Here is a 20,585-nt window from a genome sequence, read left to right on the forward strand (position 1 = left end):
CCTGGGGGTGAACGTCGGGCGGCAGCGGGATGTTCCGCGCCCCGGCCCGACGTCCCGGTTCAGGGACGCACGCCTCAGAGCCGGTTGAGCACCTGCACGAGGTCGTCCTCGGTGTCGCTGCCGATCTTCTCGAAGACCAGCTTGACGACAGGCGTCGCGAGCTTCGCGGCACCCTTCAGCTGGATGTCGGCGACGTAGGTGATCTCGCTGCCCGACCCGTGCGGCTGGACGGTGATCGTGTCGGTGGAGTGGGCGGTGTCGTTGGTGCCCACGAACTGCACGTGCGTGTCGTCGAGCTCGGTGAGCTCGTACTCCAGCTCGGTGCTCACGCCCGCAATCTTCGACGTGTTCCGCCAGCGGCTGCCGACGGCGACCGGGCCGTCGTCGATGCGCTGGCACGACTCGGTGCCCGGGTCCCACTCCTCGGCGTGCGAGAAGTCCTTCAGGTACTCGAGGACGGTCGCGGGGGCGGGCTGGACGGTGAACGTACGGCTGATCTCGGTCATGTCTCCACCGTCGGCGACGATCGACGGCCGTGCACGTCGACCGGGCCCGGTACCCCGGAACTCGATGTCGAACCCCCCGAATTTCGGGAGGCGTACCCGCCGACCCCGTCCTACGGTCGAGACGACCCCGAGACGAGGAGCCACCATGAGTGACACGACAGACGAGAAGACCCTCGACGACCTGCTGACCGACCTGCGGATCGCCATGTTCACGACCGTCACCGACGACGGCACCCTGCGCAGCATCCCGATGGCGCGCCAGGACACCGACCTCGACCCCGCCGAGCTGTGGTTCATCACGGCGAAGGACACCGAGCACACGCGCGACGTCGCGAAGCGGTCCGACGTGCAGCTGACGTTCAGCTCCTCGGACTCCTGGGTGGCGCTCACGGGCCACGCTGAGGTCGTCGACGACCTCGCCAAGCTGAAGGAGCTGTGGAACACCTTCGCCGAGGCCTGGCTGCCCGAGGGACCGGAGGGCGACAACTCGACGCTGATCAAGGTGCGCGTCGACAAGGCGGAGTACTGGGACACGCCCGGCAGCAAGGTCGCGTCCGCGATCAGCCTGGTGAAGTCGAAGCTGACCGGCGAGCCGTACAAGAGCGACCACGGCGTCGTCGAGAACCCGTGACCTCGCGACCATCGCGCTGACGACGAGAGAGGTCCGACGATGAGCGAGGGCAAGCACGAGCCGCCGAAGGGCGTGCAGGAGACCGCGCAGCGGGCCGTCCGCTGGATCGAGGACGGCAAGGCCGGCAAGGGCTTCACCGACACCGGCGAGCACCGGGCCCACCAGCTCGCGAACGGCGAGAAGCTCACCGACGAGCAGGCCACGAAGATGCGCGCCTACTTCAAGCGGCACGACGTCGACAAGGACGCCGAGGGCTTCAAGAACGGCTCCGACGGCTTCCCGTCGCCCGGTCGCGTCGCGTGGGACGCGTGGGGCGGCGACGAGGGCGAGCGCTGGGTGGGCACGCTCGACCTCTGAGTCGGGCGCATCCGCCACGGGGGAGGCCGTCCGCTGGACGCCTCCCCCGACGCGTGTGACGGGGAGGGTTCACCCCCTCAGCCACGGGTACCTCCTGGGACGCGACCGGTCCGCGGTCGCCCACAGCCTCGAGGGGGTCAGTCAGCATGCCGCTCGCCGACACGGAGTCGTCCACCGGGCCATCCACGGTGTCGTCCACCGGGCCGTCCATGGGGCCCCGCCGGGGTCGTCCCGAGATCAGGGTCGCGTCCGTGCCCGCCGGGCACGTGTACGTGCGGCACCTGTCGTCGCCCGACCTCGACCTCGACGACCCCGTGCGCCGCCTGGCCGACCCCGCACCCGGGGGCGGACCGGCTGCCGCGGGCCAGCCGTGGTGGCCGCCGGCGATGCTCGACCCAGCCTGGGTGGAGCGCTCGCACGGCTCCTTCGACCTGATGCACGTGCACTTCGGCTTCGACGCCCTCGCCCCGGCGCAGCTCACCGCGCTGGTCGAGGCGCTGCGCACGCACGGCAAGCCGCTCGTGCTCACCGTGCACGACCTGCGCAACCCGCACCACCTCGACCGCGCCCTGCACGACGCCCAGCTCGACGTGCTCGTGCCGGCGGCCGCCGTCGTGGCCACGCTGACCGAGGGCGCGGCCGCCGAGGTGCGCCGCCGGTGGGACCGCGACGCGCTGGTGCTCCCCCACCCGCACGTCGTCGAGCCCACCACCATGCAGAGGCTCGCCCGACACCGGCCCGCGCCTGCGGAGCGCGGCGGCGAGTTCCGCGTCGGCCTGCACGTCAAGAGCCTGCGCGCCTGCATGGACCCAGCCACCCTCCTGCCGACCCTGCTCCGCGCCGTGCAGGAGGTGCCGGGCGGCGTGCTGCAGGTCGACGGCCACACCGACGTGCTCGACCCGGGCGGCGCGCGCTTCGACGCCGACCTGGCCGCCTGGCTCGCCGACGCCCCCGACGTCGTCGACGTGCGCGTGCACGACTACTTCACCGACGACGAGCTGGTCGACTACCTGGCTTCGCTCGACCTCTCCGTGCTGCCCTACCGCTTCGGCACCCACTCGGGCTGGCTCGAGCTGTGCCGCGACGTCGGCACCCCGGTCGCCGCTCCGAGCTGTGGCTACTACGCCGACCAGGGGCCGGTGCACGCGTTCACGTTCGACGAGCAACGGTTCGACGCCGACAGCCTCGTGGCCGCGGTGCGCGACGCGTGGGCGTCGACGCCCACCCCGGCGCCGACGGTGGCGCAACGGCTCGCGCAGCGTCGCCAGCTCGCGGAGGCCCACGCCACGGTCTACACCGACGCGCTGACCGGTGCGTGCAGCATCGCGACCGTGGGTGGCCGATGAGGATCTGCCTCGTCGCGTCCGCCCGCTTCCCCGTCGCCGAGCCGTTCCAGGGAGGCCTCGAGGCGCACACGGCCACGCTGGCCCACGCGCTCGCCGACCGCGGCCACCGGGTGAGCGTCTTCGCCGCACCCGGGTCCGACCCCTCACTCGACGTCGAGGAGCTCGACGTGCCGCCGTTCGAGCCGAGCGCGGCGGCGCGGGCCGACGTGGGCGCGCACCCTGACGCGTGGATGCGCGAGCACCACGCCTACCTGGCGCTCATGCTCCGGCTCGCCCGCGGCGGGCAGTCGCGCTTCGACGTCGTGCACAACAACAGCCTCCACCACCTCCCCGTGGCGATGGCGCCGATGCTGTCGGTGCCGATGGTGACGACCCTGCACACCCCGCCGCTGGGCTGGCTCGAGTCGGCCATCGCGATGTCGGGCGGCGCGTCGACGTTCGCCGCCGTCAGCCGGCACACCGCCGCGGCCTGGTCCCGCGCCGTGCAGGCCGAGGTGGTGCCCAACGGCGTCGACACGTCCCGGTGGCAGCCGGGTCCGGGGGGCGGGCGGGCGGTGTGGACGGGCCGACTCGTGCCGGAGAAGGCTCCGCACCTGGCCATCCTCGCCGCCCGACGCGCCGGTCTCGCGATCGACCTCGCGGGACCCGTGCTGGACGCCGACTACGTGCGTCGCGAGGTCGAGCCGCTGCTCGGCGACGACGCCCGGCTCGTCGGCCACCTGCACACCGACGCCCTCTGCGACCTCGTCGGGCGGGCCGGCGTGGCGCTCGTGACGCCGCAGTGGGACGAGCCGTACGGCCTCGTCGCGGCGGAGGCCATGGCCTGCGGCACCCCCGTGGCGGCGTTCGCGCGCGGTGCGCTGGCCGAGGTGGTCGGGGTGTCGGCCGGGCGGCTGGCGCGACCCGACGACGTCGACGACCTCGCCCGCGCCGCCCGCGAGGCGGTCGCGCTCGACCGTACCGCCGTCCGCGACCATGCGGTACGGCACTGCTCCGTGCAGCGGATGGTCACGCGCTACGAGGAGCTCTACGCCCGCGCCGAGAGCCCGACCCAGCCCGCCGAGGCCTCATGATCGGCTACTACGTCCACCACCACGGGCACGGGCACGTCATGCGGGCGACGACGCTCCTGCCCCACCTCGGAGGGCACGAGGTGACCGGGTTCTCGACGCTGCCCGCGCCGCGCGGCTGGCCGCAGCTGTGGATCGGGCTTGACCCGGACGCCGACGACGACCCGTTCGAGCTCCCGCCGGACCCGACCGCCGGCGGGGTCTTCCACTGGGTGCCCCGCGGGCACGACGGCCTGCGCTCGCGCATGGCGACGATCTCGCGGTGGATCGACCTGACCGACCCCGACGTCGTCGTCGTGGACACGTCGGTCGAGGTGGCCGCGCTCTGCCGCCTGCACGGCGTGCCCGTGGTGCAGATGCTGCAGCCCGGCGTCCGCACCGACCGGCCGCACCAGCTGGCCCTCGACCTCGCCGACCGCATCGTCGCGCCGTGGCCCGCCGACGTCGCGGGCGTCGTCGAGGGTGTCGCCCCCGACGACCCGCGGCTCGTGCACGTGGGCGCGTTCTCGCGCTTCGACGACCGCCCGGAGCCGCACGCGGTCGCGCCTCCGGCCACGCGCCAGGTGACCGTCCTGTCGGGCACCGGTGGACCCGGCATCGACGACGCCTCGCTCGAGCGCGCCCGACGCAACACCCCCGGCTGGACGTGGACGGTGCTCGGTGGCCACGCCGGCTCCTGGCTGGACGACCCGTGGCCCGCACTGCTGCGCGCCGACGTCGTCGTGACCCACGCCGGGCAGAACGCGCTGGCCGAGGTGGCCGCGGCGCGTCGGCCTGCTGTGGTCGTGCCGCAGGAGCGTCCGCACGACGAGCAGCGGACCACCGCCGCGGCACTGCGGGCCGACGGGCGGCTGCCCGTCGTCGTCGCCGAGGCGCCCGCCGACGACGACTGGGCCGCGCTGCTGGAGCAGGCGGTGCGTCGCGACGGACGCGACTGGGAGGTCTGGAACGACGGCAAGGGCGCCGCCCGCGCCGCCGAGATCGTCCTCGAGGTGGCGCACGCGCGGACGGACAGCCGATGACGCCGCAGGGGTCGGGCCGGGTCGCGGTCGTGACGGTCGTGCACGGCCGGCACCGTCACCTGTGGCTGCAGCAACGGTCGCTCGCGGAGGGCGCCGTGCCGCCCGACGACCACGTCGTGGTGGCGATGGGCGACCCGCGCGCCGCGTGGTGGCCGGCGCCCGGGCGACGGCCGCACGTCGTGCACCTGCCCCTCGCCGACGAGCGGCTGCCGCTCGCCGCGGCCCGCAACCTCGGGGCGCGCACGGCGATCGAGCGCGGAGCCGACCTGGTCGTGCTCCTCGACGTCGACTGCCTCGCCTCGCCCGGGCTCGTCCTCGCCTACGAGGAGGCGTCGCGGCGTCCGCTCGCGGAGGACGCGGTGCTCTGCGGACCGGTCTCGTACCTGCCCCCGCCGCCGGCCGGCGGCTACGACCTGCACACCGTGCACACGCTCGCGACGCCGCACCCGGCGCGCCCCGCGCCGCCCGCGGGCGACGTGGTCGTCGACGCGGACGGGCACGACCTGTTCTGGTCGCTCTCCTTCGCCCTCACCCCGCAGACCTGGGAGCGGGTCGGCGGGTTCGACGAGGCGTACGCCGGCTACGGCGCCGAGGACACCGACTTCGGGCAGCGGGCGGCGGCGGCCGGCGTGCCGCTCGCATGGGTGGGCGGCGCGCGGGCCTCGCACCAGCACCACCCGACGCAGACCCCGCCGGTGCAGCACCTCGACGACGTGCTCCGCAACGGCCGCCTGTTCCGCGACCGCTGGGGGCGGTGGCCCATGCAGGGCTGGCTCGACGCCTTCGAGGAGCAGGGCCTGGTGCGTCGCACCGCCCACGGCGACTACGCGAGGGCCGACGCGCCCGAGTCGCCCGTGGCTGCCACGATGGACGCGTGACGTCCGTCTCCGTGGCCCTCGCCGCCCTCGCGGCGCTGCTGCCGATCACCAACCCGCTCGGGGCCGTGGCCGCCTTCGCGGCCCTCACCGAGGGCCAGCCCGCCGATCAGGTGCGACGTCAGGCGTGGCGCACCGGCATCTACGTGGCGGCCATCCTGGGCGTGTTCGCGCTCCTCGGCAGCCTCGTGCTGAGCGCCTTCGGCATCACGATCGCCTCGTTGCAGATCGCCGGCGGCCTCGTGGTGGCGCACTCGGGCTTCGGCATGATCGTGCCGTGGGAGACGAGCACGGACGCCGAGAAGGAGCACGCCGCCGCGAAGGCCGACGTGTCGTTCTCGCCCATGGCGCTGCCGCTGGTGGCCGGGCCGGGGGCGATCGGCGTGATCATCGCGCTGTCCGCGCGCCACCCCGACCCGCTCGACCGCGTCGGCATCCTCGTCGCGGGCCTCGCGATCGGTCTGCTCATCGCGCTCGCGCTGCGCTTCGCCACGCCGGTCGTCGACCGGCTCGGCCCGACCGGCATCGGCGCCCTTACCCGCGTGATGGGCTTCCTCATCCTCGCGATCGGCGTCGAGCTGTTCGTGCACGGCGTGCTGGCCGTCCTGCCCTCGTAGGCTCCTGCCCATGCGGGAGGCCGAGATCTTCGACGTCGACGGCACGTTGTGCGACGTCTCGGGCGTCCGGCACCACGTGCGTGGGGAGCGACGCAACTTCGAGGCGTTCCACGAGGCCGCCCTCGGCTGCCCGCCGCACGCCTGGGTCGTCGACGGGGCACGGGCCGCGGCGCGCGAGGGTCGGGCCGTCGTCGTGGTCACTGCCCGCCGCGAGCACTGGCGCGCGGGAACGTCGTTCTGGCTCGCGCTGCACGACGTGCCGTCGGACCACCTCTACCTGCGCGGCGAGCACGACGGCCGCCCCGACGTCGAGGTCAAGCGCGACGTCCTCGCGCAGGTGCGCCAGCGCTACCGCGTCGTCCGCGCCTGGGACGACAACCCGAACGTGATCTCGCTGTGGGAGTCCGAGGGCATCGACGTCGTCGTCGTGCCCGGCTGGGACGACGAGCCGTCCCGTCCGTAGAGGCCGACGCGCCGCTCAGCGACCGAAGGCGGCGAGGAGGTCGCTGACCATGGTGGTCGACTCCTCGGGGTGGCGCAGGGGACCGTCGGGGTGCACCTCGTAGCGGTTGCGTCGCCCGACCTTGGTGCGCGTGAGGTACCCGGCCTCCTCGAGGTCGCGCAGGATCGTGCGGGCGGCGCGCTCGGAGATGCCGACGCGCTCGCTGAGGCTGGTGAGCAGGATGCCCGGCTCGCGCGCGACGAGGACGAGCACGTGGCCGTGGTTGCTGAGAAAGGTCCACGAGGAGCGCTCCGACGTCACGCACCCAGCCTAGCCGCGAAGGTGTCGTGCCTCACGTAGGCTACACCGGCACCTCAATACCGGTATTGTGCTTCCCGTTAACGATCTCTCACCGCGCGGCGCCGGACGGGGTGGCGACACCGCGCGGACGAGATCCCCCTGCCAGTCCAGGAGTCCTCGTGGATCTCTCCATGCTCAGCAACCTCACCGACCCGGTCATCCTGTTCTTCGTCCTCGGACTGCTCGCCGGCACCCTGCGCTCGAACCTCGAGGTGCCACCGGCCGTCACGAAGTTCCTCTCCCTCTACCTGCTCATGTCGATCGGCTTCAAGGGCGGCGAGGCGCTCGCGGCCACCGGCATCACCAGCACCGCCCTCACCGTCATGGGCCTCGCGGTGCTCCTGTCCGTCGTCATCCCGGTCGTCGGGTACCGCGTGCTGCGCCGGCGGGTGGCGCCCTTCGACGCGGCGGCGATCGCGGCCACCTACGGCTCGGTCAGTGCCGTCACGTTCGTCGCGGCGACGCAGTTCGTGACCTCGCGTGGCGACGAGCCCGGCGGCTACATGACGGTCGCGCTGGTCATGATGGAGACGCCCGCGGTGATCATGGCCGTGCTGCTCGCCACCTGGGTGCGCTCGCAGCGTCGGGCGGCCGAGCCGGCCCTCGTGGCCGCGCGGACCACCGGCTCCGGACCCGACGCCCCCACGACGCCGACGTCGGACCTGCCCCCGGCCGGCGCGAGCGTGGGCAGCATCCTGCGCGGGGCGTTCACCGAGGGCACGTTCCTGCTCCTCGTCGGCTCCCTGGTCATCGGCGTCGCCTCCGGATCGAGCGGCGCGGAGACCATGGCGCCGCTGTTGCACGACCTCTTCAAGGGGCTGCTGGCGTTCTTCCTGCTCGACATGGGCCTCGTCGTGGCCCGGCAGCTGCGCGAGGTCAAGGGGGTCCCGCCGTTCCTGATCGGCTTCGCCGTCGTGATGCCGCTGCTCGGCGCGACGCTCGCGCTGGCCCTGGGCGTCCTGGCCGGTCTCTCCATCGGCGACCTGACGCTGCTGACCGTGCTGGCGGCCAGCGGCTCGTACATCGTCGTCCCGGCCGTGGCGCGCCACGCGATCCCGGAGGCGCTGCCGTCGCGCTACCTGACGATGTCGCTCGGCATCACGTTCCCGTTCAACATCGTCCTCGGCATCCCGCTGTACCACGCGATCGCCGGGGTGCTCGCGTGAGCGCGGGCCTGCTGGCCGGCAAGGTCGTGCTGGTGACGGGGGTCGTCACCACCGAGAGCATCGCCTACGGCGTGGCTCGACGGGCCGGCGAGCTGGGCGCCCAGGTCGTGCTCACGGCCCTCGACCGCGACCTCGAGCGCGCGAGAGAGGCGGCGCGGTCGCTCGACGTCGACACCGTCCTCACCTACGACGTCACCCGCCCGGGCGCGGGCCTGGAGCTGGTCGAGGCCGTTGGCGAGCGCTTCGGACGTCTCGACGCGGCGCTGCACGCCATCGCGTTCGCGCCGCGGGCGGCACTGTCGGGCTCGATGCTGGGCGTCGACCCTGCACAGCTCGAGCAGGCGTTCCGCACGAGCACCGTCTCCTACGCGGAGCTGGCGGAGGTGCTGCGCCGACTGAGCCCGCCGCCGGGGGCCAGCCTCGTCGGGCTCGACTTCGACGCCGCAGGGGCGTGGTCGGTCTACAACTGGATGGGCGTGTGCAAGGCGGGCCTGGAGTCGCTCAACCGCTACCTCGCCCGCGACCTGGGCGCGATCGGCATCCGCAGCAACCTGGTCGCGGCCGGACCCGTCCACACCCGCGCCGCCAGCGGCATCCCGGGCTTCGAGGAGCTGCTCGACGCGTGGGAGCAGCGGTCGCCCCTGCCGTGGGACCCCCGCGACACCGAGCCTGTCGCCGACTCGGTCTGCTACCTCTTCTCCGACCTCGCACGAGCCGTCACCGGCGAGATCCTGCACGTCGACGGCGGCTACCACGCCATGGCCGGCCCCCTGAGGGGGCCGGGGCGGGGGTGAGGGGACGGCTGGACGCAGGATTCTGCCGTCCTGCGTCCAGCCCCGAAGGATGCTGCGTTGGTGACGGGATCCCGTCACCAACGCAGCATCCTTCGACCCTTGGCACGCGGACGCAGACGCGTGCGTCCGCCGTCGGGACCTCGAGGGCACGTGACGGGCGTGGCGCGGTGGCGCACGATGGGCGGGTGCTGCACCACCTCGACCACCTCGTCCTCACCGTCGCCGACGTCGACGCGACGGTCCGCTTCTACGGTGACGTCCTCGGGCTCGAGGCCCGGACCTTCGGCGAGGGACGGACGGCCCTCCACGCGCCGGGCTGGAAGATCAACCTGCACGAGGCCGCGGCGCCGATCGAGCCGCACGCCGCCGCACCGACCCCCGGCTCGGCCGACCTCTGCTTCATCGTCGACCGCCCCCTGGGGGAGGTCGAGCGGACGCTCGCCGGCGCCGGCGTGCCCGTCGAGCTCGGACCCGTCGACCGGACCGGCTCCTCCGGACCGATCCGCAGCGTCTACGTCCGCGACCCGGACGGCAACCTCGTCGAGCTGTCCGTCCCGCGCGAGGAGCAGGGCGCGTCCTGAAGGACGTCTCGCACCGACGGAGCCGGTGAGGCCGCGCTCCCCGTGCTGCAGCTCGAGCGCCTCGGGCGACGTCGCGGAGGGGCGTGAGACGGCACTGTGGCTGGTCGGAATCGGCCAGTCACAGTGCCGTCGTGGTTCAGCTGGAGGCGTTCTTCACGCGCCGTTGCTGCAGCTGCGTCCGTCCGAATGCCGCCCAGAGGATGTAGAGGACGACCGCAGCGGCGACGATGTAGGCGCCGGTCGCGGCGTCGGCACTGCCGAAGATGTTGACGGCGATCGCGGCCACGGCCACGATCGAGAACAGCGTGCGGTAGTTGTTGAGCGTTTCCATGATCTCCCCCGTCAGAAGCATTTCTCGATGACGCCACCGACCGTGGCCAGGTCGATCAGCGCGTCGCGTACGTCTTTGCCGATGCTCCCATGGGTGAAGACGTGCTTGAAAGCCTTCTTCGCCGACGCTCCTCGTCCGTGACCGGCCTTGCGGTAGGTCTTGTACGCCTTCCGTAGAGCCTTGTAGGCGGCCTTCGTGCCACCGACAGTCTTGATCGCAGCCTTGACCTTCGCGAGCTTGGACACGAGGTAGATGTTGCTCAGGACGGCGAGGATGATCGCACCGATGCAGGCGGTGGCGCCGACGGTGATCGCGTTCTGCTTGACGCGCGGGTCGTAGGTGGCCTGGATCGCGTCGCCACTGTCGCTGGTGACGTCGGCGGCGGGCCGCTCGAGGCCCTGCTCGGCGAGCCACGCGTCGATGTCCTCCTGCGTGCCGGTCTCGGAGTCGGGGATCTTCTCGATCAGCTCGAGGCCGTCGATGATCCCGGAGTCGATGTCGCTGAGCGGGTCGGGGTCGGCGTACCAGGCGTTGACCTCGACCTTGATGTTGACGTTGGTCCCGGAGTTGTTGGCGACCTCGATCGTGCCGGCCTCGGACAGGGTCATCTCCATGAGCTCGCTGCTCTCATAGGTAGTCCCGTAGGGGCTCTCGACGATCTGGTAGTCGCCAGGAAGCTCAGGGTCGTTGACCACGAGCCAGCCGGGGTCCTTCTTCGTGGTCCAACGTCCGGTGACCTTCAGGCTGACGCCGAAGGCGTTGGCGGGCACCGAGCCGACACCTGCGACGGTGACGGTGCGCTTGCTCTTGCGGGGAAAGGTCGTCCAGCCGGTGCCGCCCGAGGCGATCGGGACCGGCGTGGTGGCGGTCGCAGTGCGGTCTCCGTTCAGGGGAAGACGCTCGAACGTGTCGGTGTCAGAGTCAGCGATCGAGCGCAGCGACCCGTCGCCCTCGCCGCGGTGGTCGCCGGCGATGATCGACGTATCGGACGCGCCGTGGAGCACGGGCGGGCGGTGTGAAGGTGCCGCGAGCAGGCTTGCGAGCACCGCGGTGGCGGTGACCGTCGTGACTGCGGTCAAGGGGGCGGAAGGGGGCATGGGCCGCTCTCTCATGGGGAAGCCGCTGGTGTCGAGCGGCATCGGAACCGCAACCGGTCAGTAGCGGGTGATACGAACCATCACAGGTCAGACCAGCTGGTGAATCGAGATCACGTCAAAAATGAATCCGGGACAGTCGTCCGTCCCACGGGCTGAGGTGTCGTAGCCGATCCCGGCGCCGCAGTATCATTCCCGGCCCCGACGACTCGAGACCGACGATGCCGTCTCCTCTGTCGCTCTGGGAGACAGCGGAGTCAGTCAGGCACCCGCCCGGCCTTGAGCGACCGACGTGCTGCGCGCGGCTCCACCCCGGCCTGCCAGAGGGCGAGCGGAGCGGCGAGCCGAGGATCGTCGAGAGGCGCGTAGGCGCCGGGGACCGAGCGCCGCTTCATCTCCTCGAGGAGCAGCTCGGGACTCGCGTCGCCGCTCGTCTCGCGGCTCTTCCACGCCGCCCGGTACGCCGCGGCCGCGGTCTGGGAGCGGTCGAGCCGGTCCAGGACCTCGCCGACGACGTCCAGGGTCATGAACGAGCCGAGCATCGTCTCCCCCTCACGTCCGTCATCTCGACACCTGCTCCATGCATTGAAACCGACCTGACGGTCCTGCGTCGAGGTCCCCGACACCCGACGATGCTGCGTTCACGACGGGATCCCGACACGGACGCAGCATCCTTCGACACCCCGCACGCGGACGCGGAGTCTTGCGTCCACCCAGGCACCGCCCCGGGTCCCCCACAAAGCACAGAAGCCCGGAGCATCCTCAGATGCTCCGGGCCTCGTCTGCGCGCCCGTAGGGATTCGAACCCCAAACCTTCTGATCCGTAGTCAGATGCTCTATCCGTTGAGCTACGGGCGCACGTCCCGAAGGACAGCGAAGAGTCTACGGGACGCCCCTCGGCGTCGTGCAACCGGGGCCGGGACCACGCAAAGACTCACCCGATCCACCGACGACAGGTGTCTGTTTGGTGAATCCGCCCAGGAACCAGGTCCGCGACCACTACGGTGAGCGCAGCCGCCCCGTCGCGGGGCACCGTGGAGAGAGAAGGACCCATGACCAGCAGTCGTCTGGCGCTGCCGGCGCTGTGCGCATCCGCCGCACTCGTCGCCAGCACCGTCGGCCTCGTGGCCGCGCCCGCCCAGGCCGAGCCGACCGACGCCCCCTCGTCGTCCGCCGCGTGCGAGACCTACCCCGCCGACCAGCTCGAGGAGGGCCAGGAGGTCACCGGTCTCACCACCGCCGGCGTCATCCCCGGTCGCCCGTCGTCGAAGGTCGAGCCGGAGTCGTTCACGGGCACCTACCTCGACACCCTCAGGAGCGACGACGGCGACACCCTCGTCTTCGACCTCAAGGGCTCCCGGATCACCAAGGCCGACGGCACCATCGACGCCGGCGTCTGGTCGGGCATGTCCGGCTCCCCCGTGTACGCCGCCGACGGCCGCCTCATCGGCGCCGTCGCCTACACGTTCGGCGGCACGCAGGGCTCCTCGATCGCCGGCGTCACGCCCGCCGCGGCCCTGCAGGCCCTGCGCGCCAACGGCGGCCAGGCGCCCACGAGCATCAGGCTCACCTCGCGCGAGAAGAACCGCCTCGTCGCCGCCGGCGCCGACCGCAGCGAGCTCGGCACCGGCGCGCGCAGCATCAAGCCCGTCACCGCCATCACGCTGCCCAGCAGCCTCGCCCGCGGCTACGCCACCATCGCCAAGCGCGCCGGCACCACGGCCCGCACCGTCATCAACGGCGCCAGCGGCGGCACCGCCGCCGACGCACCCATCGTCGCCGGCGGCAACCTGGCCGTCGCCGACTCCTACGGGTCGATCGCCTCCTACGCGCTCGGCACCGCGTCGCTCGTGTGCGACGGCGACGTCGTCGGCTTCGGCCACCCCATGGAGTTCGCGAACGCCCAGCGCACCCTGCACAACGCGTCGACCGCGCTGATCCAGGCCGACGGCGGCGAGTCGTACAAGCTGGCCAACCTCGGCGCCCCGCAGGGAACCCTCCTGCACGACGGCCTGGCCGGCGTGTTCGGTCGCCTCGGCGCGCTGCCGCTCACCACGACCGTCACCTCGACGGCCTCGTCCGACGGCAAGCCGGCGCGCACCTACCTGTCGTCCGTCCCCAACCCGGACGCCCTCGCCGAGATCGCCGCCACGCACGCCTTCCGCGACGCTGCCCTCGCCCAGGACCAGCTGGCCGGTGGCGAGTCGCTCGTGACCTGGACGGTCAAGGGCACCAGCACCGTCAACGGCAAGCCCGTCGAGATGCGCCGCACCGACCGCTACAGCCGACAGGACTCCCTCGCGGAGTACGTCGGCACCGGCGTCGCGTCGAACATCTGGGCCCTGCAGGACAACCCGTTCTCGAACATCGACGTCACCGACGTGACCATCGACGACACGCTCACGTCGCCGTACAAGGCGCTCAAGGCCACCGCCGCCGAGCGCTACGACACGAAGACGCGTCGCTGGGTCAAGCTGCGCGAGGGTGGCACCATCACCGCCACCAAGGGACGCACGATCAAGCTGCGCATCACCCTCGACCGCGCGAACCGGTACTCGAAGGCCACCAAGCGCTACGTGACCACCGAGATCCGTCCCGCGTCGACGGCGATCGGCACCGGCCGCATCGTCATCACCGGCGGCAACACGAACAGCTGGGACGACGAGGACGAGTACTTCGACGACTTCGCCCCGTGGGACGACGAGGACTACTACTACGACGACGAGGACGAGCTGTCGCTCCCGGCGAAGCAGCCGACGTCGGCGCAGGGCGTGGCCGACCAGCTCGCGAACGACGTGCGCAACGACGACCTCGTGGTGTCGCAGGACTACTTCACGAAGCCGTCGAAGCGTTCCAGCAAGCGCGTGCTGGTGAACCAGGACAAGCGCCTGCGCCAGACGTCGATCGTCAGCGGACTGCTGTACTTCAAGGTCCGCTACCGCTGATCCCCGCGTCACCCGCACACGACGACGGCGCTGCCACCCCGCACGGGGAGGCAGCGCCGTCGTCGTGGTGACGGGACCGCTCAGCCGGTGTTGCGCAGGCCGGCGGCGATGCCGTTGATCGTCAGCAGCAGCGCCCGCTCGGTCTCGGCCGACGGCGACTCCGCCGAACGCGCCCGACCGAGCAGCGAGACCTGCAGCGCGTGCAGGGGCGCGAGGTAGGCGTCGCGCAGCTCGAGCGTGCGGCGCAGCACCGGAGCCGACTCCAGCAGCGACGTCTGGCCGGTCACCCGCAGCACCTGCCCCACGGTGCGCTCGTGCTCGGCGCGGATGACGTCCATCAGGTGGCGGGCGTCGTCGGGCACCAGCGCGTCGACGTAGGAGGAGGCGATCTCGAGGTCGGTCTTCGCGAGCGTCATCTGCACGTTCGACAGGAACGTGCGGAAGAACGCCCACGACCCGTACATCTCGCGCAGCGTGTCCTCGCGGCCGTCGTCGAACGCGGCCTGCAGGCCCGAGCCAACGCCGAACCAGCCGGGCAGGATGATCCGCGACTGGGTCCACCCGAACACCCACGGGATGGCACGCAGGTCGTCGAGGCCCCCGGCGCCGCCCGGGCGCTTCGCCGGACGCGAGCCGATGTTCATCTTGCCGAGCTCGTCGACGGGCGTCGCGGCCACGAAGAACGGCACCAGCGCGTCGTCGCGCACGAGCGCACGGTAGGCCTGCTTGCCCTGCTCGGCGACGACGTCCATCGTCGCGTTCCAGCCGTCGAGCACCTCGCGCGGCAGCAGCGACGTGCGGTGCAGCGCCGACGCCTCCACGACCGCGGCCAGCGCACCCTCGAGGTTGTGCCGACCGAGCCCCGGCAGGGCGTACTTGTCGGAGATGACCTCGCCCTGCTCGGTGATCTTGATGGCGCCGTCGAGCGAGCCGTACGGCTGGCTCATGATCGCCTCGGCCGTCGGGCCGCCGCCGCGGCCCACGGACCCGCCGCGACCGTGGAACAGCCGCAGCCGCACGCCGTGCTCGCGGGCGACGTCGCGCAGCGCGCGCTGCGCGCGGTGGATCTGCCACTGCGAGGCGGCGATGCCGGCGTCCTTGGAGGAGTCGGAGTAGCCGAGCATGATCTCCTGCAGGTCGCCGCGCGCCGCGACCACGCGGCGGTACGACGGGTCCGACAGCAGCGCGTCGAGCAGCGGCCCGGCCGACTCGAGCTCGGCGACGGTCTCGAACAGCGGCGCGAAGCCGATGCGCGCCACCGGCTCCTCGCCGGTGAGGTCGACGAGGCCTGCCTCGCGGGCCAGCACGACGACGGCGAACAGGTCGTCCACGTCGTGCGTCATCGAGACGATGTAGGTCTCGACGACCTCCGGCCCGTACGTGTCGAGCGCGGTGCGGATGGTCTCCATGAGCGCCAGCGACGCCGACGCCGCCTCGCCGAGCCGCTCGCGGTCGGCGGCCGCCGCAGCACCCAGCAGCGGACGCGCGGACCGCAGCTCCTCGGCGAGCCGCTCGATGCGCTGCGGACGCTCGAGCTCGCCGTACCCGGTCTCGCCGACCCTCGCGTAGAGGTCGGCGAGGGCCGCGTGGTGCTTGGCGGAGTGCTCGCGCACGTCCATCGTGGCCAGGCCCGCGCCGAACGTGACCGCGGTGCGCAGCAGACGTCGGATGGCGCCGTTGCCGGTCAGCTCGTCGCCGGCCGCCAGCATCGAGTCGCGCACCAGCGCGAGGTCGCGCACCAGCTCGTCGAAGCCGAGGTAGTCGCGACCCGGCTCGTGCGGGGTGTCGTCGACGAGGCGGTCGCGGGTGCGCAGCAGGCGCACGCGCACGAAGCTGAGCTTGAGGCGGTACGGCTCGTCGGCGTTGAGGCGGCGGATCGTGCTCCAGGTGATCGGCAGCGCCTCGGCGTCCTCGGCGAGGCTGTCGAGCAGCTCCTGGCTGGCCTCGACCACGCGCGTCGACGCGGTCATCTCGGTGAGCAGGTCGTCGACCATCGTCACCAGCTCGGCCAGGCCCGACGTGTGCTGCAGGTGCAGCACGTCGAGCGTGACCTCCGGCGTGACGTTGGGGTTGCCGTCGCGGTCGCCGCCGGCCCACGTGCCGAAGCGCAGCGGTCGGGCCGCCGGCGCCAGCTCGACGCCGACGCGCGCGGTCTGCCGGTCGAGCTCGTCGAGCAGGCCGGGCACGACCTCCGACGCGATCGAGCGCAGGTAGTACACGGCCGTGCGTGCCTCGTCGAGCGGCTCGGGCTTGACGACCCGCAGCTCGTCGGTCTGCCACAGCAGGTCGACCAGCTCGGCCAGGCGACGCTCGTCGGCGGCGGCGTGCGCGGCCGGACGACGCGGGTCCTCGAGGTCGCGCACGACCTCGGCGACCTTGCGCAGCAGGCGCAGCACCGTGCGCCGGCTCGCCTCGGTGGGGTGGGCGGTGAACACGGGCCGGTACTCGACGCGGGTGAGCACGTCGGCCAGCTCCTCGGCCGAGAGGCTGCCGTCGGCGAGGGCCTCCTCGATGCGCCCGAAGGTGCTCGCGAGCGGTCCCTCGCTGCTCAGCGTCAGCTCCTGCCAGCGGTGCAGCTGCTCGGTGATGTTGACCAGCTGGAAGTACAGGGCGAACGCCCGGGCCAGCACCACGGCGCGGTCGGGCTCGAGGGCGTCGAGCGCCTCGCGCAGCTCGCCCGACCCGGCGCCGGGTCGTCGCGCGAGGTGGCGCACCCGCTCGACGAGCTCGAGCAGCTCCGCCCCCTCGTGGCGGGTGAGCGCCTCGCCGAGCAGCGTCGTCAGCTGTCGGACCGAGGCGCGCAGCGCCGCATGCTCCTCGTCGGACCCGACCCCTCCGGCGAAGAGGGCGACGTCGGGCTCACGGCGATCGGACGCGAGGATCTGCTCGGTCGACCGGGTGCTGGGGGAGGTCATGGCACCCATCCTGCCGTCCCGAGGTTTCTCGCGCGTGACGCCCGTCCGCCGTACGGACGGGTAGGCGCCGGGGACGAGCTACCCTGGTCGGTGGAACGCCCGCAGGCTGACGAGGGAGGTGGTTGCCGTGTCCGGTGAACCTCCCAGTCGACGACCGCGCTCCTGAGCGCCGTCGTCGCCCCGGTCGCTCGCACCGGGACCAGCACCGTCGTCAGCACCGGCCCGCCGCAGCTCTGCGGCCCACCCCGACGGAGTCCGTCATGTCCGACCGTTCCTTCACGTCCCTGCGCACCCTGACCACCCGCGTGCGCCGTCAGCACCCGACCCCCGACCGTCCCCGCGCGGACCAGCCGAGCGCAGCGCACGCCACCGACCGCCAGGCCGAGGGTCGCGAGAGCCTCGTCGACAGCGCCGTCTACGTCGACGGCGACCGCGTCGCGTCGCCCCGCACGCTCGCCGACACCTACGGTGCGCTGCGCGAGCACCCCGACGCGTTCGCGTGGGTCGGTCTCTACCGGCCCGACCAGCACGAGCTCGGGTCGCTCGCCGACGAGCTCGACCTCCACAGCCTCGCCGTCGAGGACGCGATCGTCGCCCACCAGCGCCCCAAGCTCGAGCGCTACGACGACACCCTCTTCGTCGTGCTGCGCGCCGCCCGCTACCTCGACGACGTCGAGGAGGTGGAGTTCGGCGAGGTGCACGTGTTCGTCGGGCCCGACTTCGTCGTCACGCTGCGGCACAGCGAGGCGCCCGACCTGTCGGCCGTGCGTCGCCGCCTCGAGAGCAACCCCGACCTGCTGCGCCTCGGCCCGGAGGCCGTCCTCTACGCCGTGCTCGACCGGGTGGTCGACGGCTACCTGCCCGTCGTCGCGGGCCTCGCCAACGACATCGACGAGATCGAGACGGAGGTCTTCTCCGGCGACCCCCGCGTCTCGCGGCGCATCTACGAGCTGACCCGCGAGGTGATCGAGTTCCAGCGGGCCGCCGCACCGCTCGCGCGCGTGCTGCGCTCGCTGGCCGGCGGGTTCACGAAGTACCGCATCGACGACGAGCTGCAGCGCTACCTGCGCGACGTCGAGGACCACCTGACGCAGGTGACCGAGCAGATCGACGGGTTCCGCCAGCTGCTGCGCGACATCATGACCGTCAACGCCACCCTGGTGGCGCAGAAGCAGAACGAGGAGATGAAGGCGCTCACCGAGGCCAGCCTCGACCAGAACGAGGAGGTCAAGCGGATCTCGGCCTGGGCGGCCATCCTGTTCGCGCCCACCCTCATCGGCACCGTGTACGGCATGAACTTCGACCAGATGCCCGAGCTGCACTGGCGTCTCGGGTATCCGTTCGCGCTGCTGCTGATGGGCTGCGTGAGCGTCGGTCTGTGGGCCGTGTTCCGTCGCCGCCGGTGGATCTGACGGACGATCAACCTCTCCACATGCTCCGCACGGCGCGTTGAGATGCGCCCGCCTCGCAGGATGCTTACCGTCGAAACATGATTGCGGAGGAGTACCAGATCGCGTCGCCGCAGACGCGCGCCCAGCTGTGGGCGAACCTCCTGCGTCTGGAGACCCTCGGCGAGTGGAGTGCTGTCAGCCGCTGCCTGTCCACCGACACCGACGTCCTGGCGCAGGCCCAGTCGTACCTGTGCGTCCTGCAGCACCGCGACGAGGAGCTGGACGCCTCGATCGTGGTCACGAACCTCGACCCGCCGAACGAGCTCAAGCTGCGCACGGCGTCGGCGATGGCGGTCGTGAACGAGCGCGTCGTCCTCGAGCCCGACGGTCGAGGCACGCTGGTCCGTTACACCGCCGCGGCGACGTCGTCGATGTTCGGCCCGGCCGTCACGGTGTGGCTGCACGACCACGTGGCGCTCGTGCAGGAGCGGCTGACCCGCTTCGTCCAGCGCACCGACACGTACGCGACCGACGAGTCCTGACCCCCTGACGGGGACGACGAAGCCCCGCCGCCTTCTCCAGGGGTGAGGAAGGCGACGGGGGTGCGCTCATCGTAGCGGCGCGCGGGGGTGCTGCGACAGCACCTGACGGGGCCTGTCGCCGCGGGGTCGCACGGCATTGTCCGGTCGGGGGCGCGATGCCAGACGTTAGGCTGCGGCCATGAAGATCGCAGTGGTGGGAACCGGCTACGTCGGCCTCTCGAACGCCGTCATCCTCGCCCGGCGCCACCAGGTGGTGGCCGTCGACATCGACGCCGCCAAGGTGGAGCAGATCAACGCGCGCACGTCGCCGATCGAGGACGTCGAGCTCGAGCAGTACCTGGCCGAGAAGCCGCTCGACCTGACCGCCACCACCGACGCCGCGTCGGCCTACGTCGACGCCTCGTTCGTCGTGGTCGCGACGCCCACCGACTACGACCCGCAGTCGAACTACTTCAACACGCGCTCCGTCGAGAGCGTCGTGGCGGCCGTCGGCGAGGTGAACCCGGCGGCGGCGATCGTCATCAAGTCGACCGTTCCCGTGGGGTTCACGGCCCGCATCCGCGAGCAGCACCCGGACCTGACGATCCTGTTCTCGCCGGAGTTCCTGCGCGAGGGTCGGGCGCTGTACGACAACCTGCACCCGTCGCGGATCGTCGTGGGTGCCCGCACCGCTGAGGGCGAGGCGTTCGCGGAGCTGCTGCGCGAGGGCGCGCTGGAGGACGACGTGCCGGTGCTGCTGACCGACTCGACCGAGGCCGAGGCGATCAAGCTGTTCGCGAACACCTACCTGGCGCTGCGGGTGGCGTACTTCAACGAGCTCGACACGTACGCGGCGATCCACGGCCTCGACTCGCGGCAGATCATCGAGGGCGTGGGTCTGGACCCGCGCATCGGCAGCCACTACAACAACCCGTCGTTCGGCTACGGCGGCTACTGCCTGCCGAAGGACACGAAGCAGCTGCGCGCGAACTTCGAGGACGTGCCGCAGAACCTGATCGGCGCGATCGTCGACGCCAACTCGACCCGCAAGGACTTCGTCGCCGAGGACATCCTGCGTCGTCAGCCGAAGACGGTCGGCATCTACCGCCTGGTGATGAAGTCGGGCTCGGACAACTTCCGCGCCTCGAGCATCCAGGGCGTCATGAAGCGGCTGAAGGCGAAGGGCATCGAGGTGCTCGTGTACGAGCCGCTGCTGCCCGACGAGCCGTTCTTCGGCTCGGAGGTCCTGCGCGACCTCGAGGAGCTGAAGCGTCGCAGCGACGTCATCGTCGTCAACCGCCACACCCCCGACCTCGCCGACGTGGCCGACAAGATCTACACCCGCGACCTCTTCGGCAGCGACTGACCCACCCCACCGCTGGTCGAAGAGACACCACCCCTACCGCTGGTCGAGCGGTCCATCCCCGCCCCCACCCGCTGGTCGAGTAGCGCGGAGCCGCGACGAAGGAGCGTGCTCCGGGCGTATCGAGACCACCCCAAGCGGACGCTGGGGGGTGGCCCACGCTTGAGCCCCTGCCGAGTGGTCTCGATACGTCAGGACCTCGCAAGCTCGTCCTGACTACTCGACCAGCGAGTTGACCGCTGGTCGAGTAGGCGACGT

Annotated in this window: 21 protein-coding genes and 1 tRNA gene; 15 read left to right on the top strand and 7 right to left on the bottom strand. The window is 72.0% G+C overall.

Going from position 1 to position 20,585, the window contains the following annotated elements; translation table 11 throughout:
• Positions 1 to 74: 74 nt before the first annotated feature.
• Positions 75 to 506: an SRPBCC family protein gene (locus Aeryth_RS15460; RefSeq protein WP_067860524.1), complete on the bottom strand. Its 432-nt coding sequence runs from the start codon at positions 504 to 506 to the stop codon at positions 75 to 77.
• 145 nt (positions 507 to 651) lie between these two features.
• Between Aeryth_RS15460 and Aeryth_RS18010 the strand changes: the two genes are divergently transcribed.
• From Aeryth_RS18010 to Aeryth_RS15500, 8 genes are all read left to right on the top strand, one after another.
• Positions 652 to 1,137, top strand: a complete 486-nt coding sequence (locus Aeryth_RS18010) for a pyridoxamine 5'-phosphate oxidase family protein (protein ID WP_067860526.1) — start codon at positions 652 to 654, stop codon at positions 1,135 to 1,137.
• Between the two features lie 39 nt (positions 1,138 to 1,176).
• Positions 1,177 to 1,494, top strand: coding sequence for a hypothetical protein (locus Aeryth_RS15470; protein WP_067860529.1), 318 nt, complete (start codon positions 1,177 to 1,179; stop codon positions 1,492 to 1,494).
• A gap of 251 nt (positions 1,495 to 1,745) precedes the next feature.
• Positions 1,746 to 2,840 (top strand): glycosyltransferase family protein, encoded by a 1,095-nt coding sequence (locus Aeryth_RS15475; RefSeq protein ID WP_236749758.1) that lies wholly within the window; start codon positions 1,746 to 1,748, stop codon positions 2,838 to 2,840.
• Positions 2,837 to 3,913, top strand: a complete 1,077-nt coding sequence (locus Aeryth_RS15480; protein ID WP_067860531.1) for a glycosyltransferase — start codon at positions 2,837 to 2,839, stop codon at positions 3,911 to 3,913. Before Aeryth_RS15475 ends, Aeryth_RS15480 begins: the two co-directional genes overlap by 4 nt.
• On the top strand, positions 3,910 to 4,932 hold the full coding sequence (locus tag Aeryth_RS17420; RefSeq protein WP_083516492.1) for a glycosyltransferase: 1,023 nt from the start codon (positions 3,910 to 3,912) through the stop codon (positions 4,930 to 4,932). The genes Aeryth_RS15480 and Aeryth_RS17420 overlap by 4 nt, the downstream gene beginning before the upstream one ends.
• Positions 4,929 to 5,810, top strand: a complete 882-nt coding sequence (locus tag Aeryth_RS18395) for a glycosyltransferase family 2 protein (RefSeq protein WP_083516493.1) — start codon at positions 4,929 to 4,931, stop codon at positions 5,808 to 5,810. Before Aeryth_RS17420 ends, Aeryth_RS18395 begins: the two co-directional genes overlap by 4 nt.
• Positions 5,807 to 6,424, top strand: a complete 618-nt coding sequence (locus tag Aeryth_RS15495) for a MarC family protein (RefSeq protein WP_067860535.1) — start codon at positions 5,807 to 5,809, stop codon at positions 6,422 to 6,424. The genes Aeryth_RS18395 and Aeryth_RS15495 overlap by 4 nt, the downstream gene beginning before the upstream one ends.
• A gap of 10 nt (positions 6,425 to 6,434) precedes the next feature.
• A complete protein-coding gene (locus Aeryth_RS15500) occupies positions 6,435 to 6,887 on the top strand; it encodes a phosphatase domain-containing protein (RefSeq protein WP_067860537.1) in 453 nt (150 codons plus the stop codon).
• 15 nt (positions 6,888 to 6,902) lie between these two features.
• Here Aeryth_RS15500 and Aeryth_RS15505 read toward each other — a convergent pair whose 3' ends face one another.
• The gene (locus Aeryth_RS15505; RefSeq protein ID WP_067860540.1) at positions 6,903 to 7,187 is read right to left on the bottom strand and encodes a helix-turn-helix transcriptional regulator; all 285 of its coding nucleotides are present in this window, start codon (positions 7,185 to 7,187) and stop codon (positions 6,903 to 6,905) included.
• A gap of 170 nt (positions 7,188 to 7,357) precedes the next feature.
• Between Aeryth_RS15505 and Aeryth_RS15510 the strand changes: the two genes are divergently transcribed.
• The 3 genes from Aeryth_RS15510 (at position 7,358) to Aeryth_RS15520 (ending at position 9,767) form a co-directional block, all read left to right on the top strand.
• Positions 7,358 to 8,392: a sodium-dependent bicarbonate transport family permease gene (locus Aeryth_RS15510; RefSeq protein ID WP_067860542.1), complete on the top strand. Its 1,035-nt coding sequence runs from the start codon at positions 7,358 to 7,360 to the stop codon at positions 8,390 to 8,392.
• A complete protein-coding gene (locus tag Aeryth_RS15515; protein WP_067860544.1) occupies positions 8,389 to 9,186 on the top strand; it encodes an SDR family oxidoreductase in 798 nt (265 codons plus the stop codon). The genes Aeryth_RS15510 and Aeryth_RS15515 overlap by 4 nt, the downstream gene beginning before the upstream one ends.
• A 185-nt stretch (positions 9,187 to 9,371) precedes the next feature.
• Positions 9,372 to 9,767, top strand: a complete 396-nt coding sequence (locus Aeryth_RS15520) for a VOC family protein (RefSeq protein WP_067860546.1) — start codon at positions 9,372 to 9,374, stop codon at positions 9,765 to 9,767.
• A 136-nt stretch (positions 9,768 to 9,903) separates the two neighbouring features.
• On the opposite strand, the gene Aeryth_RS15525 is transcribed toward Aeryth_RS15520, so the two are convergent.
• The 4 genes from Aeryth_RS15525 to Aeryth_RS15540 all read right to left on the bottom strand — a co-directional run bounded on the left by Aeryth_RS15525 (position 9,904) and on the right by Aeryth_RS15540 (position 12,050).
• Positions 9,904 to 10,098 (bottom strand): hypothetical protein, encoded by a 195-nt coding sequence (locus Aeryth_RS15525; RefSeq protein WP_067860548.1) that lies wholly within the window; start codon positions 10,096 to 10,098, stop codon positions 9,904 to 9,906.
• A gap of 11 nt (positions 10,099 to 10,109) precedes the next feature.
• Complete coding sequence (locus Aeryth_RS15530) at positions 10,110 to 11,195, bottom strand: hypothetical protein (protein WP_144433817.1); 1,086 nt, start codon at positions 11,193 to 11,195, stop codon at positions 10,110 to 10,112.
• 254 nt (positions 11,196 to 11,449) lie between these two features.
• Positions 11,450 to 11,734, bottom strand: coding sequence for a hypothetical protein (locus Aeryth_RS15535; protein WP_067860552.1), 285 nt, complete (start codon positions 11,732 to 11,734; stop codon positions 11,450 to 11,452).
• Between the two features lie 243 nt (positions 11,735 to 11,977).
• Positions 11,978 to 12,050, bottom strand: a tRNA-Arg gene (locus Aeryth_RS15540).
• 194 nt (positions 12,051 to 12,244) lie between these two features.
• Between Aeryth_RS15540 and Aeryth_RS15545 the strand changes: the two genes are divergently transcribed.
• Positions 12,245 to 14,137 (top strand): hypothetical protein, encoded by a 1,893-nt coding sequence (locus tag Aeryth_RS15545; RefSeq protein ID WP_067860554.1) that lies wholly within the window; start codon positions 12,245 to 12,247, stop codon positions 14,135 to 14,137.
• A gap of 80 nt (positions 14,138 to 14,217) precedes the next feature.
• On the opposite strand, the gene ppc is transcribed toward Aeryth_RS15545, so the two are convergent.
• Positions 14,218 to 17,052, bottom strand: a complete 2,835-nt coding sequence (ppc, locus tag Aeryth_RS15550; RefSeq protein WP_083516495.1) for a phosphoenolpyruvate carboxylase — start codon at positions 17,050 to 17,052, stop codon at positions 14,218 to 14,220.
• 260 nt (positions 17,053 to 17,312) lie between these two features.
• On the opposite strand from ppc, the gene corA reads away from it, so the two are divergent.
• The 3 genes from corA (at position 17,313) to Aeryth_RS15565 (ending at position 20,330) form a co-directional block, all read left to right on the top strand.
• Positions 17,313 to 18,464 carry a magnesium/cobalt transporter CorA gene (corA, locus tag Aeryth_RS15555; protein ID WP_067861921.1) on the top strand — a complete coding sequence of 384 codons (1,152 nt, stop codon included), beginning with the start codon at positions 17,313 to 17,315 and terminating at the stop codon, positions 18,462 to 18,464.
• A gap of 77 nt (positions 18,465 to 18,541) precedes the next feature.
• The gene (locus Aeryth_RS15560; RefSeq protein WP_067860556.1) at positions 18,542 to 18,985 is read left to right on the top strand and encodes an SRPBCC family protein; all 444 of its coding nucleotides are present in this window, start codon (positions 18,542 to 18,544) and stop codon (positions 18,983 to 18,985) included.
• A gap of 178 nt (positions 18,986 to 19,163) precedes the next feature.
• Entirely contained in the window at positions 19,164 to 20,330 is a 1,167-nt protein-coding gene (locus Aeryth_RS15565) for a nucleotide sugar dehydrogenase (RefSeq protein ID WP_067860558.1), read from the top strand.
• Positions 20,331 to 20,585: the final 255 nt, after the last annotated feature.

Origin of the sequence: Aeromicrobium erythreum (assembly GCF_001509405.1) — a bacterium.
Taxonomy (GTDB): domain Bacteria; phylum Actinomycetota; class Actinomycetes; order Propionibacteriales; family Nocardioidaceae; genus Aeromicrobium; species Aeromicrobium erythreum.

Excerpts from the sequence above, each read along its gene's own strand:
- Aeryth_RS15530 (WP_144433817.1), bottom strand. The coding sequence starts at position 11,195 with ATGCCCCCTTCCGCCCCCTTGACCGCAGTCACGACGGTCACCGCCACC.
- Aeryth_RS17420 (WP_083516492.1), top strand. The coding sequence starts at position 3,910 with ATGATCGGCTACTACGTCCACCACCACGGGCACGGGCACGTCATGCGG.
- Aeryth_RS15525 (WP_067860548.1), bottom strand. The coding sequence starts at position 10,098 with ATGGAAACGCTCAACAACTACCGCACGCTGTTCTCGATCGTGGCCGTG.
- Aeryth_RS15510 (WP_067860542.1), top strand. The coding sequence starts at position 7,358 with ATGCTCAGCAACCTCACCGACCCGGTCATCCTGTTCTTCGTCCTCGGA.
- Aeryth_RS15535 (WP_067860552.1), bottom strand. The coding sequence starts at position 11,734 with ATGCTCGGCTCGTTCATGACCCTGGACGTCGTCGGCGAGGTCCTGGAC.
- Aeryth_RS15500 (WP_067860537.1), top strand. The coding sequence starts at position 6,435 with ATGCGGGAGGCCGAGATCTTCGACGTCGACGGCACGTTGTGCGACGTC.
- Aeryth_RS15560 (WP_067860556.1), top strand. The coding sequence starts at position 18,542 with ATGATTGCGGAGGAGTACCAGATCGCGTCGCCGCAGACGCGCGCCCAG.
- Aeryth_RS18395 (WP_083516493.1), top strand. The coding sequence starts at position 4,929 with ATGACGCCGCAGGGGTCGGGCCGGGTCGCGGTCGTGACGGTCGTGCAC.
- Aeryth_RS15460 (WP_067860524.1), bottom strand. The coding sequence starts at position 506 with ATGACCGAGATCAGCCGTACGTTCACCGTCCAGCCCGCCCCCGCGACC.
- Aeryth_RS18010 (WP_067860526.1), top strand. The coding sequence starts at position 652 with ATGAGTGACACGACAGACGAGAAGACCCTCGACGACCTGCTGACCGAC.
- Aeryth_RS15480 (WP_067860531.1), top strand. The coding sequence starts at position 2,837 with ATGAGGATCTGCCTCGTCGCGTCCGCCCGCTTCCCCGTCGCCGAGCCG.
- corA (WP_067861921.1), top strand. The coding sequence starts at position 17,313 with ATGTCCGACCGTTCCTTCACGTCCCTGCGCACCCTGACCACCCGCGTG.
- Aeryth_RS15545 (WP_067860554.1), top strand. The coding sequence starts at position 12,245 with ATGACCAGCAGTCGTCTGGCGCTGCCGGCGCTGTGCGCATCCGCCGCA.
- ppc (WP_083516495.1), bottom strand. The coding sequence starts at position 17,052 with ATGACCTCCCCCAGCACCCGGTCGACCGAGCAGATCCTCGCGTCCGAT.
- Aeryth_RS15470 (WP_067860529.1), top strand. The coding sequence starts at position 1,177 with ATGAGCGAGGGCAAGCACGAGCCGCCGAAGGGCGTGCAGGAGACCGCG.
- Aeryth_RS15565 (WP_067860558.1), top strand. The coding sequence starts at position 19,164 with ATGAAGATCGCAGTGGTGGGAACCGGCTACGTCGGCCTCTCGAACGCC.